We start from the raw sequence: 16,321 nt of genomic DNA, 5'->3' as shown, positions 1-16,321 counted from the left end.
AGGGTGGCACCGATCTGGTGCGCCCCGAGCCGCTGTGAGATAGTCCCCGCGGCATGAAGCCGGTCCCGGTACCCTCGTTCGGCCCACGCGTCGTCGCGCGCCGTCTCCTCCTCGCTCTGGCCGCCCTCGCCCAGCTCGGCTGTCAATCGGTCGGGTACCTTCCCGCTGGACAGGGGCAGATCCTGCTCGAGGGTGTGACCATGGAGCCGGACTTCGTGACCTCCCGGGCGAGTCTCCCCGCCGTCGTGCGGTACTGGACGGCGGAGGACCCGCACGTGACCGTGCGCTGGCAGAAGATCACGACGGGCCCCGCGTGTGACCTCTGCGCCGTGCCGAACCGGTGCGGAGAGGATGAACGGTCCGGCGTGCTCACGGCGCTGCCCGAGGTCGCGGTCACACGCCGGGCGCTGATGTCCCGGGACTTCGAGCCGGTCACGAGGTTTCCCTACGCCTCGGGCTGTCGCGACCAGGCCGCGGCCGTCTTTCTGCCGCCGGTCACGGCGAGCTACTTCGCCAGCCTGCAGTTTCCGGACTCGGCGGCGCTCGTTCCGTCGATGGACGACGCGGGCACGCTCATCCAGGTCCAGCCGGGCGGTGTGACCCTGCCGCTGCGTCGGCTGATCCGGGTGCCGGACACGTCCACCTGGACGTGGCGCGAGCCCGCACGCGACGGCCGGATCAAGGAGGCCTTTGACCCGCGGCTCCATGTCGCCCAGGTGCGCGTGTTCCAGGCCACGTGCACGGGCCTCCACAACGGGGTGGGCCCGGACCCCGATGGCGATGAATGTGCCGGCAATGTGCCGATGGACGCGATGTTCCGCGTCGTCAAGCCCCTCTCCGTCCGTGCCGGCGACGCCGAAGGAACGCGCCGCACGTGCGAGGCCGACGCGCTCGCCGATGATGGCGACATCGACTTCGGGATGGAGCGAGTGAGCTCGGCGGGCCTGCGCTGCCGGCCCGAGGATCGCGCGACGTTCTTCACCCCGGCCTACCGGGTCAACGAGACCGAAGCAGGCGCCGCGACGATGCCGTGGACGGTGGAGCTCAGTCCCGAGGTGGTCGCGCAGCTCCCGGAAGCGGTGCAGCAGCAAAACGGCAACACATGGCTCTGGGTCCAGTTCACCCTCAAGCGGTCGCCATGAAGAAGGCGGTCGGTCTCGCGCTGCTCGGGCTCGTGTTGAGCGGCTGCTCGCCCGCCTTCTATCTGACCAGCTACGACGTCGCCAGCTATACGCAGCAGCTCGGCACCGAAGAGGCGGCGAATGACGCGCTGGCCACCTGGCGCGGGGCGGTCGTGCAGATCGACTTCGCCATGGTCGACGGGGTGCCCAGGATCAGCTCGAGCAATCTGCGTGAGGTCTTCCGCCAGCGCGGCGCGCTTCGCTTCGCCCCCGAAATGATGGATCGGGCCGCGGACGAAATGCAGCGGGAGCTCGGGCCCTGGATCGGACCGGAGCTCGGCCGGCTCGCGGAGCGGCTGGGCGCCCGCCTCACGAGCCTTCGCCGCCTACGCCTCGAGGTGCTGGACCCGCCCGTGTTCCGGTTCGACCTCGGAGCCGGCGAGATCGCCTTCATGCTGCGCGTGCGTGCGACCGCGGGAGGCTCGCTCAAGGTCCCCGACGTGGACCAGCCGCTGTCGGTGTCGCTCGACGTCAACGACTATCGGCTGAGCGGCACGCTGCGCCTCGGCGCCCCCCATCCCCAGGGGACCATGGTCCGCCTCGTCGCGACACCAGGGCCCGGCTCCATCAACATCTCCGGCATTCCAGACCGCCAGATCACGCGGAGGGTGGCGGATCTCCTCGGGCCTCCGCTCTCGGCCCCCGTGGACGTCACCCGCCTTCTCTCCTACGATCGCTTCGCCGTGCCGGAGCTGCGTCTGCGCCGCGAGCCTTGGACCGGCGGCATCGTCCGTACGCGGCTTCGTGCCTCGTATCTCGTCCGTCCCGACGCGCCGGAGCCGGTGCTCCACGCCGTGGTGCGCTCGCCGTCGGGCCAGCTCCATCACGGGCGTCGTGTGGACGGCGCGTGGACCGGCTTCGCCGCGATCGCGGCCGACGCGCTGGCCGCCGCCGATCCCGCGCTGGTCGGAAGCGGCGCCGACCGCCTCGACGCGGTGGCCGTCGACGCGTCCGGACGACTCCGACACGTCCGCCATCGCGAGGGCGCGTGGTCCGAGGTGTCGATTCCAGACCCAGGCTCGGCGATGCGGCTCGACGCGCGCCGGCCCGCCCTCCTCGCCACCGCCCCCGGCCAGCTCGAGGTGGTCGCGGTGGCGACGGACGGCCGCCTGCAGCACGTGCGGCGTGTCGACGGATCGTGGCAGAGCCTCCGCCCGGTGCCCATGCGAGGCGCCGCGCCGGTGCCGCCGCTCCGCGATCCCGCGCTCGCGCAGTCGGGCAGCAAGCTCCTGCTCCTCTTCGTCGATCAGGGGGCGCGACTCTTCGGGATCGCGTTCGACCTCGAGACCGGGTATTGGGGCGCGGTGCAGCAGCTCGCGAGCCAGGGGGTTCGCGGCGCCCTGGCGACGGCAGCTTGCGGCGATGGACGCGTGGACGTGGCGTATATCAGCCGAGCCCATGGCTCGATCGTGCATCAGACCGTGTCCGCGACCCTCGACCCGTTCCGCGCCGACGAGGGAGCCGCCGGGCTCTCCGCCTCGGCATGGTCGCTGGTGAGCGGGGTGACGCCCGCCGACGATCCGACGCTCGCCTGCTCCGGTCATCGGCGCGTCGAAATGTTCGTCGCCGGGGGGGATCAGCAGCTCTTCCACAATCACTTCTCGCCGGCGGCGGGCGAAGTAGACGGGCGCCGCTATTCGATGGGGTGGCAGGGCTGGCAGCCGGTGGGCCTGCCCCTCGTGCGATCCGGGGTGAGTCCCTTCGTCCGGGTCGGGGCGCCGGTGGCGGCCGCGGTGTCGAGCATGGGTCGCGTTCACGTGCTGGGCGCGGGATGGCCGGGCCGACACGCCGCCGCCGATCCGCGCTCGATGTTCGACAACAGCTTTTCCGCGCAGCAGTGGGGGCGGGCTCCGTGGGTCACCGTCCAGTGGCGCGGGTGGGACGCCATTGTTGGGCCCGCGGTCGTAGGCCGTCCCGCGCTCGCCCTCAGCGATCGACACGCCGACCTCCTGGTCGTGGGCTCGGACACCGGTCTACGCCGTGCGCTCGTGGGGAGCCGTGTCCCGGCCGCCTTCACGGGTGGACCGGCCGTGGGCCGCGCGCGGTATCAGTCCGAGCCGACCGCGCTGATCAGCGGGCCCGGAACACTCGACGTGCTGTACCTCGGGGAGGATCAGCGGCTCCATCATGTCCGGTACCTCGACGGCGTACGTCCGCTCGACGTTCGGGTGGACGAGCGTCCCGGCATCGTCTCCAACGCGCGGCCGGCGGCGGTGGCGCTCGGCGGTCAGCTCGAGGTGGTGGCGCTGGGCCTCGATCGGACCTTGAGACATTGGCGATACCGGCTCGGCCGATGGGAGGCCGGCCCGACTATACCGGACGCCACGTCGGTTCAGGCGCCCCCCGCGCTGCTGAGCGCCGGTGCCGGCCGACTCGAGCTTCTGGCAGTCACGGAGGGCAAGGTATCGCGCTGGCGGTTCCGGGGCGGTCAGTGGGAGGCCGGCCAGCAGGTGGGCGGCGACTTCCTGGTGAGCCCGATCGCCTTCAACGCTCTCGCGGTCTCGTCCTGGGGCGACGGCACGATGGACCTCGTGGTTGCCGAGGAGGGGACGGGTCGAGTGTTCCACTGTCACCTCGTGTCCGAAGAGGTCACCGTGGCCCGTCCGAGATCGAGCGGGAACGTGCCGCCCTTCACCGAGATCGTCGGTCTCGCCGCGGGCAAGCTGGCGCTGGCAGCGCTCGGGCCCACGCGCCTGCTGGTGCTGGGCGAAGCGCGCCACGGCGGTCTCTTCACGGCGCGAAGCGGCGCCGCGTCGCGAGACGTGCTTCGCGAGCTCACGGGGAGGACGCCGGTGGCCCCGCTCGCATGGCGGACGGAGGCGCTGGTGGGTCCCTCCGTCGAGATTACCGGTCTCGTGGCCATCGGGACTCACGAAGTCCTTGCGAGCGGCATCGACGCCCGGGGTCAGCTCTACCTTGACCGCTTCCTCGACTGGCGCTGGGATGGCTATGCCCCGCTGCACGGGCAAACGCCACAGACCCGCTCGTCGCCCCCGATTCCATCGAGCCTCGCTGCGCCGTGGTGACGTCGCTCGGCCGGGCGACCGTGCCGGCAATCGTGTATCATCGCGGTCCGTGATCGACCGGCTCGAGACCACGGCGGTGGTACCGCGTCCTCTCTTCTGCGGCTGCGACCTCGCGCATCGGCCACACGCCGTCGCGCGCGCGGCGCGGCGGTCGCACGGCGGCAGCGACCGCGGCGGGGGCTCGCGGTCCGGGCGGGGCGGCCCGGGCGGAAGCGGCGGAGGCGGCGCGAAAGCGGGAGCCGCCGCCGACGCCAACACCGGCGTGCAGGGCTATTCTCCGCCCCCGCCGCTGGTGAGCCCGATCCGCGGCCTCATCGACTTCCACACACATGCCGCGCCCGACATCTTCGGCCGCGCGGTGGACGACGATGAGCTGGCCACGCTGGCGGCATCGCGCCAGATGGACGCCATCGTGTTCAAGAACCACGTCACCCACACCGCCGACCGCGCCTGGCTCGCCCGGAAGCACGTGCCTGGCATCAAGATCTTCGGCGGCGTGGTGTTGAACCGGGCGGTGGGGGGAATCAATGCCCAGGCGGCGGAGTGGATGTGGCGCATGCAAGGACGCTACGGCCGGGTGGTGTGGTTCCCCACCTTCGACGCCGACAATCACGTGAGGCGCGCGGGCACGGCGCCGGCCGGGATTCGGGTGGTCGACGACCGCGGCGCCGTGCTGCCCGAGGTGCGCGAGGTGCTCGCGGTGTGCGCGCGCCAACGCCTGGTCGTCCACACCGGCCACTCCTCGGGGGAGCAGGCGCTGGCCATCATCGAGGCGGCGCGCGAGGCGGGCTGCGACCGCATCGTGGTCACCCACGCGCAGTTCGACGTGGTGGGCATGACGGTGGCGCAGATGAAGAAGGCGGCCGCCATGGACGCCAAGATGGAGCTCTGCGCGCTGGGCATGCTCACCGGCCCGGACGCCCCGCTCGAGTTCCTGCGCCACTCGGCCAGGGTCGAGGTGGCCGAGACCGCCGCCGCCGTCAAGGCGGTGGGCGCGCGCCACTTCGTGCTCGGCACCGACCTCGGTCAGAGCGGCAATCCCACGCCGGTCGATGGCCTTCAGATGTTCGTGGCCGCCCTCGCCGCCAAGGGCGTGACCCGCGACGAGATCGAGGCCATGGGGCGCGAGGTGCCCGGCAGCCTCCTGATGGGCTAGGCCACGCCGCTACGCTAGAATAGCCGCATGGCCATCGCACGCTCGCCCCGGCTCGAGATCGTGCCCTCCGTCTGCCCGCACGACTGCACCAGTACCTGCGCGCTCGAGGTCGAGAAGATCGACGAGCGCACCATCGGGCACGTGCGGGGCTCGCATCGGAACACCTACACCGACGGCGTCATCTGCGAGAAGGTGGGGCGCTACGCCGAGCGTGTGCATCACCCGGACCGGCTGCTCTATCCGCTGCGCCGCGTGGGGCCGAAGGGTACACGTCGCTTCGAGCGGATCGACTGGGCCGAGGCCCTGGACGCGGTCGCGGAGGCCTTCATCCGCCAGGCCAAGACCTACGGGCCGGAGACGGTGTGGCCCTATTACTACGCGGGCACGATGGGCCTGGTGCAGCGCGACGGCATCAACCGCCTGCGGCACGCCATGGGCTACTCGCGCTGGTACTCCACGATTTGCGTGGCGCTGTCGGACGCGGGCTGGGCCGCCGGCGTCGGGGACAAGCGCGGCGCGGACTTCCGGGAGGTCGACGAGCACACCGATCTCGTGATCATCTGGGGCGGCAACCCCGTCAACACGCAGGTCAATGTCATGCAGCACGCGATGCGCGCGCGGCGGCGCGGCGCCCCCCTCGTGGTCGTCGATCCTTATCGCACCGGCACCGCCGAGAAGGCCGACATCCACCTCGCGGTGAAGCCGGGCACCGACGGCGCCCTCGCCTGCGCGGTCATGCATGTGCTGTTCGCGGAAGGGTACGCGGACTGGACCTACCTCCGCGCCTATACTGATTGCCCCGATGAGCTGGCCGCCCACGTGCGCACGCGCACCCCGGAGTGGGCCAGCGCGATCACCGGGCTCGGCGTGGAGGAGATCGTCGGCTTCGCGCGCCTGTACGGTCGGACGAAGCGCTCCTTCATCCGGCTCCACCACGGGTTCAGCCGCTCCCGGAACGGTGCCGCCAATCTCCACGCGGTGTCCTGCCTGCCTGCGGTCACCGGCGCCTGGCAATACGAGGGCGGCGGTGCCGTGTACGGCCAGACCGGCCTCTACCGCCTCGACCGCTCGCTCATCGAGGGGCTCGACCTCGAGAACAAGTCCATCCGCGCCCTCGACCAGTCGCGCCTGGGTCCGATCCTCACGGGCGACCAGGAGGCGCTGCTGGGCGGCCCGCCCGTGACGGCCATGCTCGTGCAGAACACCAACCCCGCGATGGTGTGCCCGGAGACGCATCTCGTCCACAAAGGCCTGGCCCGCGAAGATCTCTTCCTCTGCGTGCACGAGCAGTTCCTGACCGAGACCGCCGCCTTCGCTGACATCGTGCTGCCCGCCACGATGTTCCTCGAGCACGACGACTTCTACACCGCGAGCGGCCACACCTACTTCCAGGTGGCGAAGAAGGTGATCGAAGCGCCCGGCGAGTGCCGTGAGAACCACTACGTGATCGCGGAGCTGGCCCGCCGGCTCGGCGCCAAGCACCCGGGCTTCACGATGACGGCGTGGGGGATCATGGATGCCACGCTCCGGAAGTCCGGCATGTGGGACGCCGAGACCAACTGGCAGCGCGGCGGCCAGGACTGCGCGCTCCCCTTCCAGACCGCGCACTTCCTGGACGGCTTCCCCACTGCCGACCGGCGCTTTCACTTCAAGGGCGATTGGAAGCGCTTCGGCGGCCGATGGCAGGAGATGCCCGTCCTGCCCGATCACTTCGACGTGATCGACCGCGCCACCACCGAGCGGCCCTTCCGCCTGGTGGCCGCGCCCGCGCGCGGGTTCCTCAACTCCACCTTCTCGGAGACGCCGTCCTCGATCGCGCGCGAGCGCCGCCCCACTGCGCTGCTCCATCCCGACGACTGCGCGGCGCTGGGTGTGGCCGACGGCGACCTCGTCGCCCTCGCCAACGAGCGCGGCGAGGTGCTCGTCCACGCCAGGGCAAAGGGCGGTCAGCAGCGCGGCGTGGTGGTGGTCGAGGGAATCTGGCCCAACGCCCGCTTCGACCGCGGCATCGGGATCAACGCTCTCACCAGCGCGGACCCCGGCTGGCCGAAGGGCGGGGCGGTGTTCCACGACACGTCGGTGTCGGTGCGCCGGGCGTAGGTCGAGCCCCACGCGGCGCCTCTGGGCCGCCTCTCGCGACCCTCACCCTCGTCATCGCCGGTGATGCGAGCGCTCAGTCGCAGTCTCCTCGGTCGCAGCCGGAGTGCAACTTCCGGATCTCGATCATAGATCGCGAGCTCACCACGCCACGGCTCACGACCTACGAGGTCTCGCCTGTCCAGATGACCGCGAGAGCGCTTTCGACCCTGGCCGCTGCTGAGGGGTCACCCGCGCTCCTGCAATTCTACAGGGAGATGAGAGCCCGCGAAGACCGAGCACGGGAGACAGCTCGGACCCGGGCGGCGGCATTTCCGGCGGAGACGAAGTGGGCGAAGACCAGTCCCGACGGCCGCTACGCCGTGATCGGACTCGAAGACCCGAGATCTTGGCCGATGAGAACCGCGCTCCTCGTGGAGATCGCGAAGACCGCCACGGTGCGCGACGTGTCCGTTTCGGGGTGGCGCGATTCCGTCGCCGACACCCAATGGTCATCGCACGCCCGCCACCTCACCGTCCTCCGGACCCGGAACGAAGTGAGCGTGCCGATTGTGGTCGACGTCCGCTTCGGCGAAGGCCTGTTTGCGAAGTAAAAGGGCTAACGCGGCGCGGAGGGCTACGGCTTCAGGATCACCCGCGTCGCGGCGGTGCCGGTGTTCTTCCCCTGCCACTCCGCCATCTCGAAGGCCTTGTTGATGTCCTTGAGCGGAAAGCTGTGGGAGACGAGCGACGAGAGGGGGTACTTCGCTTTCGTGCGCACGAGGAAGTCGAGCGCGGCCGGGATGATCCACGGGTCGTAGTGGGTGACGCCCAGCCACTTGATCTGGTTGGTGATGACGAGCGTGGCGGGCAAGGTCACCGTCTGGGGCACGATGTTGCCGATGTCCACGTATTTTCCGTTCAGGCGCACCATGTTGAGACCTTCCACGGTGGCCGCGGCGATGCCCACCACCTCCACGACCACGTCGGCGCCGCGGCCGTCCGTCAGCTCCTTCACGCGGGCGATGCGCTTCTCGGGAGTCGGGTACTCGTTCATGTCGATGACGTCGGTGGCGCCGCACTGCCGGGCGAGAGCCAGCCGCGGGGTCTGCCCGTCGATGGAGATGACGCGCGCTCCGCCCTTCTCTGCGGCAACGGCCGCCGCGTAGATGCCGAGGCCGCCCGCGCCCTGGATCACCACGACGTCGCCGAACTTCATCTCGGCCGACTCGAGGCCATAGAGCACCTGGCAGAGGGCGCAGTTCACCGGCGGGATGGCGTCGTCCGGCAGCTCGTCCGGCACCTTGAACGCATAGTGCCCGGGCGGGAGATAGTAGTACTCGGCGTAGCCGCCGTCGCAGTAGGGATACTCGTTCAGCGTGAACTGATTGCTCTTGCGCTGGCGGTGGGGGCAGGCGTGATGCTCACCACGGATGCACCAGTAGCAGCGGTTGCAGGGGTTGAAGAAGGGAAAGGCGATGCGGTCGCCTTCCTTGAGCGGCCGGCGCAGCGAGTCCGTCTGCACGCCCTTGCCCAGCGCCGCCACCACGCCGGTGAACTCGTGCCCGGGAACGCGGCGGATGTCGGGACCGGAGTAGTTCCCGTCGTTGCGCCAGTAGTGGAGATCCGAGCCGCAGATGGCGGCGGCGGTGTTCTTGACCAGCAGCCCGCCCGGCTCGACCTCGGGCGTGGGCAGCATCTCGAGGGCCAGCGGCTTCCCCGGCTGCAGCAGGACGGCGGTGAGTCCCTTGGGCACGGTGGTCTCCTTGGGTCTGGATCGCAGGGAATGGTCAGTCCGCGGGCTCGGGAATGGCGTGGTGGGGCGCGGCGGCCGGGGACGAGGCGGACTTCGGTCCCGTCTGGTCGACGCGCACACGGCGCATGAACGGCAGCAGCAGGATGATGCCGCCGAAGAGGATGAGCAGGATCACGTAGGCGTCGCCGTAGGCGAGCACCTGGGCCTGGTCGGTGGTGTCGCGGTAGAGCATGGCCACGGCTTGACGCTTGGCGGTAAAGCCGTCCATGCCCTGGGCGATGAAATGCCGCGTCCACTGCTGGAGGCGCGCGGCCGTCTCGGGATCGAACGCGGTGACGTGGGCGCCCAGCGTCGACTGGTGGTACTGGCTGCGTCGCGCCAGGAGGGTGGTGGCGAGCGCGATGCCCATGCTGCCGCCGAAGTTCCGCACCACCGAGTAGGCGGCGGTGGCGTTGGAGAGGCGCGCCATCGGCACGGTGGCCAGCGCCAGAGTCTGGAGCGGCACGAACGTGAAGCCCTGGCCGAGGCCCTGGACGAAGCGCGGGAAGGCGAGCGCCCAGTAGTCCATACCCATCGTGACCTGGGTCATGAGGAGGAACGAGATCAGGTTGAGCGCGCAGCCGATGCCGAGGATCAGGCGCTGGTCCATGCGCTGCACGAGCCGGCCGGAGATGAGCAGCGCCAGCATGTTGCCGATCCCGCCCGGGGCGAGTACCGTCCCCGACGTCCACGCGTCGTAGCCCATGACCTTCTGGGTGTAGAGGGCGAGCAGCACCGTGCTCGAGAAGAAGCAGAAGCCGACGGCGGCCATGACGACGGAGCCCACGGCAAAATTTCGGTCGTTGAACACGGTGAGGTTCAAGATGGGCTCGTCCGCCGTCAGCTCGCGGTAGAGGAAGGCGAGGATGGCGAAGACGGCGAGGAGTAGCAGCGTGGTGATGCCGCCCGATTCGAACCAGTCGGAGCGCTCGCCGCGGTCGAGCATGAGCTGCAGCGACCCGAAGCCCACCACCATGAGCACCGCGCCCACCCAGTCCACCGAGGTCGGCTTCTTCACGTACGGCGAGTCGAAGAGGAAGACGCTCGCCATCAGGAAGCCCACCACGCCGATGGGGAGGTTCACGTAGAAGATCCAGCGCCACGACCAGTTGTCGCAGATCCAGCCCCCCAGGGTGGGGCCGAGGATGGGCGCCATCATGATGCCGATGCCCCACACGGCCATGGCGAGACCCCGCTGCCTGAGGGGGAAGATCTCCCACATGGTGGCCTGCGCCATCGGCACCACCGGCCCGCCGCCCAGCCCCTGGAGGATGCGCATCGCCACCAGGAACTCGAGATTGGGCGCGAGGCCCGAGAGGAATGACGACGCGGTGAACACCGAGGCGCAGATGAGGAAGAGGCGGCGGCGCCCGAAGTAGCCGGTGAGCCACGCGGTGGCGGGGATGATGATGGCGTTGGCGGCCAGATAGGAGGTGATGACCCAGGAGGTCTCCTCCACGCTGGTGGAGAGCGAGCCCTGCATGTGCGGGAGCGCGACGTTGGTGATGCTCGTGTCGAGCATCTGGGTGACCGTGATCAGCATCACCGAGATGGTGATCGACCACTTGCGCGTCGACGACAGCGAGCTAGCTGGGTGTTCGGGGTGTTCGGGCTCGGTCACGCGGGCGCGCTACCGAGCGGCGAACGCGGGCTCGGGAATGTCCAGCGTGGTCACGCGGCGCAACTCACGGCGGTGCCGGCTGTCGTCGTAGGGCATCCCGCGGTGCATGGTGGCGCGGTTGTCCCAGATGACGAGGTCGCCCACACGCCACGAGTGGCGGTAGACGAACTGGCGCTGGGTGGCGTGCTCGATGAGATCGCGGAGGAGCAGCCGCCCCTCCGGCACGGGCCAGTCGATGATGCGCGAGGCGTGCGAGGCCACGTAGAGCGAGCGGCGGCCCGAGCGCGGGAGGGTACGGATGAGGGGATGCACCGCGCCCTTGAGGACGTCCTGCTCCGTCTCGGAGAACTCGAACCCCAGCGTCTGGCGCGAGTAGGCGATGGAGTGATGCACGCGCAGGCCTTCGCACGTGGCCTTGAGCTCGGCGGGCAGAGCATCGTAGGCCGCGCGCATGTCGGCGTACTCGGTGTCGGCGGGCACGGACGGGACGACCTTGGCCGAGAGCATGGAATAGCGGCCGGGCGGGTCCTGGAAGGACGCGTCGGTGTGCCACAGGCGATTGCCCAGGCTATACATACGGCGGCGGTTATCCGATTTAAGGATCTCGCCGTTCTCGTCGAGGTTCGAGATGTCGCCGAGCGCCTCGTTGCCAAAGCGGTTCTTCTGGAGCGCGCTGATGCCGAGCTTGGTGTGGAGCATGCCGTCCAGCCGCTGGGCGAAGTCGAGCTGCTGGGCGTCCGTGAAGGGCTGATTGCGGAACACCAGCACCGCGTAGGTGTCCATGCCGCCGCGGATCTCGGCGAGGGTGTCCTCGTCGGCGGCGCGGAGGTCCACCGGGCTCACCTCGGCGACGAAGATCGGGTTCAGCTTCGTGAACGTCAGGCCCATGCGGCGCGCCCTCCCGTCGATGGTGGACTTGGGGCCAGACTAAGGCGGCCCCCCGCGGCCTGTCAACCAAGGCCGCCCTGTCTTGACCGGGCGGAACGGCAGGCCGATACTCGCGCCCATCCGACTGACGCACCGACCAGGGAGGTCATCTATGCGGAAGCGAATCGCGATGCTCGTGGCGCTCCTGCTGTACGGGACCCTCCTCGCGGGACTCGCACAGGCGCAGGTCCTGCCACCGGTCAAACCCGAGCTGGTCGGGCTCTCCGGCGAGCGGCTGGGGCAGCTCAGCGGCATGCTGAAGGCCGACATCGACAAGGGCGTCTTCCCCGGCGCGACGCTGCTGGTGGCGCGACACGGCAAGATCGCGTGGTTCGAGGCCATGGGCGCGCTCGATCCGGCGACCCGCGCGCCCATGACCAAGGACGCCATCTTCCGCATCTACTCCATGTCGAAGCCGGTCACCTCGCTCGCGGTGATGATGCTGGTCGAGGACGGTAAGATCGCGCTCGGCGATCCCGTGTCCAAGTACCTTCCCCAGCTCGGTGGCCTCAAGGTCGGGGTGGAGAAGCCCGGCGCCGGCGGCCCGACGCTGGAGCTCGAGCCCGCCCGCCGCGAGATGACCATCCAGGACCTCTTGCGCCACACCTCGGGGCTCACGTACGGGATCTTCGGGACCGGGCTGGTGAAGAAGGCATACCTGGATGCCAAGGTCTGGGAGGACTATCCGAGCAATGCCGAGCATGTGGACCGGCTCGCCAAGCTGCCCCTGATGCATCAGCCGGGCACCACGTGGGAGTACAGCCATTCCATCGACGTGCTGGGGCGCGTGATCGAGGTGGTGTCGAGGCGGACGCTGGGCGAGTTCTTCAGCGCCCGCATCTTCGGTCCCCTCGGGATGCGCGACACCGCCTTCTACGTGGCCGACCCGGCGAAGCACGCGCGCGTCGCGGAGCCCTTCGCCAACGATCGCAGCATCGGAATCAATGCCGAGCTGAACGATCCGCGGGTCGTCCAGAAGTGGGAGTCCGGCGGCGGCGGGCTCGTCAGCACCACCATCGACTACGCGCGCTTCGCGCAGATGCTGCTGAACGGGGGGAGCCTCAACGGCAAGCGTCTGGTGAGCCCGAAGACGGTCGCGTACATGACGGCCGATCATCTCGGCCCGAGTGTGGCGTCGGGGCCCGGGCCCGGCTATGGCTTTGGTCTCGGCTTCGCCGTCCGCAGGGACGCGGGCATGGCATCTCTGCCCGGAAGCGTGGGCGACTACTACTGGGGCGGTGCGGCCGGGACGTACTTCTGGATCGACCCCAAGGAAGACCTCATCGTCGTGTACATGATGCAGTCGCCCAAGCAGCGGGTGGCCGCCCGCAACCTGATCAGGGACATGGTGTACGGCGCGGTCGACAAGGCCGCCACGCGGTAGGCGTCTAGCGGACCACCTCGAGCGGCGGCGGCCCGAGCGGCCGCCGCTCCTCCGACTCGCCCGGCTCCTCCACCAGATGGCGCCGATGCCAGGTGCCGAAGGTGACGAGCAGCAGCAGGAGCCACACGTGGTTGGCGCGCCCGGCGAGGTGCGCCTCGAGGAGCCGGGTGATGGCGGCGGCGTCGAAGATCTCCGGGGGCAGCGCGTCGAAATCGGCGATCGTCTTCGCCACCCGCTCCGCGAGCGCGGGACGGTGCCGCAGCATCTCCGCCATGTTCGGCCATGATCGCTCGGTGAACGTCGGATGGGGCAGCGGCCGCGCGCGGCCGCCCAGGCCGTAGCGCTGCCGCAGCAGCTGGGCCCGCTCGCGCGCGTAGAGGCGCAGCGGGTGCGCGCTCGGCGGCATGCCGGTGTTGCCGTCCGGGATGCGCCAGATGTCCGGGGCGAGGCGCCGCATGGCGCGCCGATAGGCGAGGCCGTCGAGCCGCAGCCGCGGCGGCGTGGCGACGATCGCATCGAGCAGCGCGTTGTGGGTGGTGAGGATCCGGTCCTCGAAGAAGTGGCGGATGCTGAGGACGTTGAGGTAGGCGGGGAAGCGGCCCAGCATCATGTGAAACGACACCGCCTCGAAGCGCGTGATCACGTCGGGGCAATCGTCCCAGTGCTGCCGCAGGATCGCCTCGAGGGTGTCCCGGAGCACCCCTTCGATCGCGCCGCGATATGGCTCGCGCAGGATATCGCGGATGGGGGCGTGGCCGAAGAGCGAGTGCGGATGCTCCACCAGCGTGGTCTCCGCGAGGGCGCGCGAGGCGAGATCGGGCAGCGGCAGGAGGTCGTGGCAGTGCAGGGGCCACCCCCGCAGACGCTTCCGGCGCTTCGGGAGCGAGTTGCCCTTCAAAAAACGGTCGAAAGAGTAGCCGGTGGCGAGCGCGGTGATCTCGGACGGCAGCACCGAACGGAGATGGGCGAACTGCGCGTTGTCGTACCGGTGCGCGCCGTCGCCGAGGGCGACGGCCAGATCCAGGAGGCCCACGTGATGCTCCGGATGCCGCCGGACGAAGGTGAAGGGAAATCCCCGCGAAGCGGCGATCGAGCGGGCGAGCTCGACTTCGCGGTTGTCGAAGTCCGCGAGCGTGACGGCGGGGAGGGGCCGGGGCGAGCAGGCGACTACCGCGCGCGCGTCCAGTCCGCCGCTCAGGAGGAGGGCGAGCCCGCGCCCGTCGTCCACCATGCGGGCGGTGGCCTCCTGTAGCGGCCCGATCAGGCGCTCGGCATGGGCGTCGACCGATTGCCCGTCGTCGGCCGGAGGACGCCAGGACCAGTAGCGTCGAGGCGGTCGCGGTCCGCCGGGATACTCGAGCGACGACGCGGGAGGAAGCGCCCGGACATCGTCGAGGAACGTGCGCTCGTCTACCATCGACTGGAACGCGAGAAATTGCATGACCGCGACGGGATCGAGCCGGCGGCGGGCTCGCGGCAGGCGCAGGAGCAAGCCCGCCTGGCTCGCGAACGCGAACAGCTCCGCCCCTTCGCGGTAGAAGAGCGGGCGCGAGTTGAAGCGGTCCGAGACGAGCGTGATCATGCGCCGGCGCGGCTCGCGCACGACGGCGGCGAAAGCGCCGTCGAGACGCGGCAGCGCCGCGAGACCCTCCCGCTCGCGCATCGCCGCCCACCGCTCCGCCGCGCCCGGGGCCGCGCCGTCGGGGAAGCGCGGCCGCCCGTCGAAGATCATTCGCGCCTCCGCGGCGTCGACGAGAGCGGGAAGCGGAGGCGTGTGCGCGTGATGGACGCGCACGACGATCAGGTGCTCGTCCTCCCAGACGTCCCGCCGGCACTCGCCGGTGAAGTCGAGCCCGGCGGCGGCGCGGCCGACGGCCGCGCGCTCGAGGGCGGAGAGGGGGCGCGTCGCGAACAGCCCGATCATGGCCGTCCGGCGACCGAAGCCGTGTCGTGGGCCAGGGCTTGGTGCTGAAGCATGCGCCGCACCGATCATACTCGGCCGAGGGGCGAGGGAAAAGGGTGCTACCATCCGCGACATGCCGGACGCCCGCCCGCCGTTCCGGGCCGACCATGTCGGGAGCCTGCTGCGCCCCGCCTCGCTCAAGGCCCTGCGCGCGGAGAAGGAGGCCGGGCGCGCCACCGCCGAGGCCGTGACCGCGGCGGAGAACGCGGCCATCCGCGACGCGGTGGCGTTCCAGGAAGGCGTGGGTCTTCAGGGCATCACGGACGGTGAGATGCGCCGGAAGTCCTGGCACATGGACTTCCTCATGCAGTTCTCCGGGCTCGCGAGCGAGGGCAAGGCGCTGCCCGTCACCTTCCATGGCAAGTCGGGGGAGCTGTTCTTCACGCGCCCGGACCTGGCCGTGACGTCACGCGTGACGCGCTCCCGTCCGATCTTCGTCGACGGCTTCACGTTCCTCCGCAGCCTCGTGCATCGCACCGCGAAGCTCACGCTGCCCTCGCCCTCGATGCTGCTCACCCAGGTGGGGCAGCCCAACATCGACCGCCACGTATATCCGGACCTCGACCGCTTCGCCGACGACACCGCCGCCGCGTATCGCGCCGAGATCGCCGACCTCTATGCCGCCGGCTGCCGGTATCTCCAGCTCGACGACGTGAGCCTTGCCTATCTCTGCGACGAGACCATGCGGGCGGAGGGCAAGGCCCGGGGCGACGATCCCGACCGCCAATTGGCGCTTTCGGTCCGAATGGTACGAGAAGTCCTTCGCGACAAGCCGCGCGACCTCGCGGTGTGCACGCATCTCTGCCGCGGCAACTTCCGCTCGTCGTGGCGCGCCCAGGGGGGCTACGAGCGCGTGGCCGAGACCGTGTTCACCCAGATGCCCTACGACGGCTTCTTCCTCGAGTTCGACGACGCCCGCTCGGGCGATTTCTCGCCGCTGCGCCACGTGCCGAAGACGGCGCGCGTGGTGCTGGGCCTGGTGACGAGCAAGACGGGCACGCTCGAGCGCAAGGACGACCTCAAGCGCCGCCTCGACGAGGCCGCGAAGTACCTGCCCCTGGACCAGCTCGGCCTGAGCCCGCAGTGCGGGTTCTCGTCCACCGTCGAGGGCAACGACATCGGCGTGGAGCAGCAGCGCGCGAAACTGGCGCTGTGCGTTGAAACCGCAGGAGAAGTCTGGGGCGCGCTCTAG

11 protein-coding genes are annotated in these 16,321 nt (G+C 70.1%); 7 read left to right on the top strand and 4 right to left on the bottom strand.

Annotation, left to right across the window (positions count from 1 at the left end):
* Positions 1–53 precede the first annotated feature (53 nt).
* From VFX14_18480 to VFX14_18460, 5 genes are all read left to right on the top strand, one after another.
* A complete protein-coding gene (locus tag VFX14_18480; protein HEU5191677.1) occupies positions 54–1,142 on the top strand; it encodes a hypothetical protein in 1,089 nt (362 codons plus the stop codon).
* Positions 1,139–4,207 (top strand): hypothetical protein, encoded by a 3,069-nt coding sequence (locus VFX14_18475; protein HEU5191676.1) that lies wholly within the window; start codon positions 1,139–1,141, stop codon positions 4,205–4,207. The genes VFX14_18480 and VFX14_18475 overlap by 4 nt, the downstream gene beginning before the upstream one ends.
* A 49-nt stretch (positions 4,208–4,256) precedes the next feature.
* Positions 4,257–5,363, top strand: a complete 1,107-nt coding sequence (locus VFX14_18470; protein ID HEU5191675.1) for a DUF6282 family protein — start codon at positions 4,257–4,259, stop codon at positions 5,361–5,363.
* A gap of 27 nt (positions 5,364–5,390) precedes the next feature.
* Positions 5,391–7,463 carry a molybdopterin oxidoreductase family protein gene (locus tag VFX14_18465; protein HEU5191674.1) on the top strand — a complete coding sequence of 691 codons (2,073 nt, stop codon included), beginning with the start codon at positions 5,391–5,393 and terminating at the stop codon, positions 7,461–7,463.
* A 410-nt stretch (positions 7,464–7,873) separates the two neighbouring features.
* On the top strand, positions 7,874–8,053 hold the full coding sequence (locus VFX14_18460; protein HEU5191673.1) for a hypothetical protein: 180 nt from the start codon (positions 7,874–7,876) through the stop codon (positions 8,051–8,053).
* Between the two features lie 23 nt (positions 8,054–8,076).
* Here the strand turns inward: VFX14_18460 and VFX14_18455 are convergent, their stop codons facing one another.
* From VFX14_18455 to VFX14_18445, 3 genes are read right to left on the bottom strand one after another with little or no spacing between them, the layout of a single operon-like run.
* Positions 8,077–9,195, bottom strand: a complete 1,119-nt coding sequence (locus tag VFX14_18455) for a zinc-binding dehydrogenase (protein ID HEU5191672.1) — start codon at positions 9,193–9,195, stop codon at positions 8,077–8,079.
* 34 nt (positions 9,196–9,229) lie between these two features.
* Positions 9,230–10,855, bottom strand: coding sequence for a DHA2 family efflux MFS transporter permease subunit (locus VFX14_18450; GenBank protein ID HEU5191671.1), 1,626 nt, complete (start codon positions 10,853–10,855; stop codon positions 9,230–9,232).
* A 9-nt stretch (positions 10,856–10,864) separates the two neighbouring features.
* Entirely contained in the window at positions 10,865–11,743 is an 879-nt protein-coding gene (locus VFX14_18445) for a TauD/TfdA family dioxygenase (GenBank protein ID HEU5191670.1), read from the bottom strand.
* A gap of 151 nt (positions 11,744–11,894) precedes the next feature.
* Between VFX14_18445 and VFX14_18440 the strand changes: the two genes are divergently transcribed.
* Positions 11,895–13,166 (top strand): serine hydrolase domain-containing protein, encoded by a 1,272-nt coding sequence (locus VFX14_18440; protein HEU5191669.1) that lies wholly within the window; start codon positions 11,895–11,897, stop codon positions 13,164–13,166.
* A 4-nt stretch (positions 13,167–13,170) separates the two neighbouring features.
* Here the strand turns inward: VFX14_18440 and VFX14_18435 are convergent, their stop codons facing one another.
* On the bottom strand, positions 13,171–15,090 hold the full coding sequence (locus VFX14_18435) for a hypothetical protein (GenBank protein ID HEU5191668.1): 1,920 nt from the start codon (positions 15,088–15,090) through the stop codon (positions 13,171–13,173).
* A gap of 112 nt (positions 15,091–15,202) precedes the next feature.
* Between VFX14_18435 and VFX14_18430 the strand changes: the two genes are divergently transcribed.
* On the top strand, positions 15,203–16,321 hold the full coding sequence (locus tag VFX14_18430) for a 5-methyltetrahydropteroyltriglutamate--homocysteine S-methyltransferase (GenBank protein ID HEU5191667.1): 1,119 nt from the start codon (positions 15,203–15,205) through the stop codon (positions 16,319–16,321).

It is taken from the genome of Candidatus Methylomirabilota bacterium (assembly GCA_035764725.1).
In the GTDB taxonomy this organism is placed as follows: domain Bacteria; phylum Methylomirabilota; class Methylomirabilia; order Rokubacteriales; family CSP1-6; genus DASRWT01.
This window is presented reverse-complemented; position numbering and strand designations above follow the sequence as displayed.

Excerpts from the sequence above, each read along its gene's own strand:
- VFX14_18445 (HEU5191670.1), bottom strand. The coding sequence starts at position 11,743 with ATGGGCCTGACGTTCACGAAGCTGAACCCGATCTTCGTCGCCGAGGTG.
- VFX14_18440 (HEU5191669.1), top strand. The coding sequence starts at position 11,895 with ATGCGGAAGCGAATCGCGATGCTCGTGGCGCTCCTGCTGTACGGGACC.
- VFX14_18475 (HEU5191676.1), top strand. The coding sequence starts at position 1,139 with ATGAAGAAGGCGGTCGGTCTCGCGCTGCTCGGGCTCGTGTTGAGCGGC.
- VFX14_18480 (HEU5191677.1), top strand. The coding sequence starts at position 54 with ATGAAGCCGGTCCCGGTACCCTCGTTCGGCCCACGCGTCGTCGCGCGC.
- VFX14_18465 (HEU5191674.1), top strand. The coding sequence starts at position 5,391 with ATGGCCATCGCACGCTCGCCCCGGCTCGAGATCGTGCCCTCCGTCTGC.
- VFX14_18430 (HEU5191667.1), top strand. The coding sequence starts at position 15,203 with ATGCCGGACGCCCGCCCGCCGTTCCGGGCCGACCATGTCGGGAGCCTG.
- VFX14_18435 (HEU5191668.1), bottom strand. The coding sequence starts at position 15,090 with ATGATCGGGCTGTTCGCGACGCGCCCCCTCTCCGCCCTCGAGCGCGCG.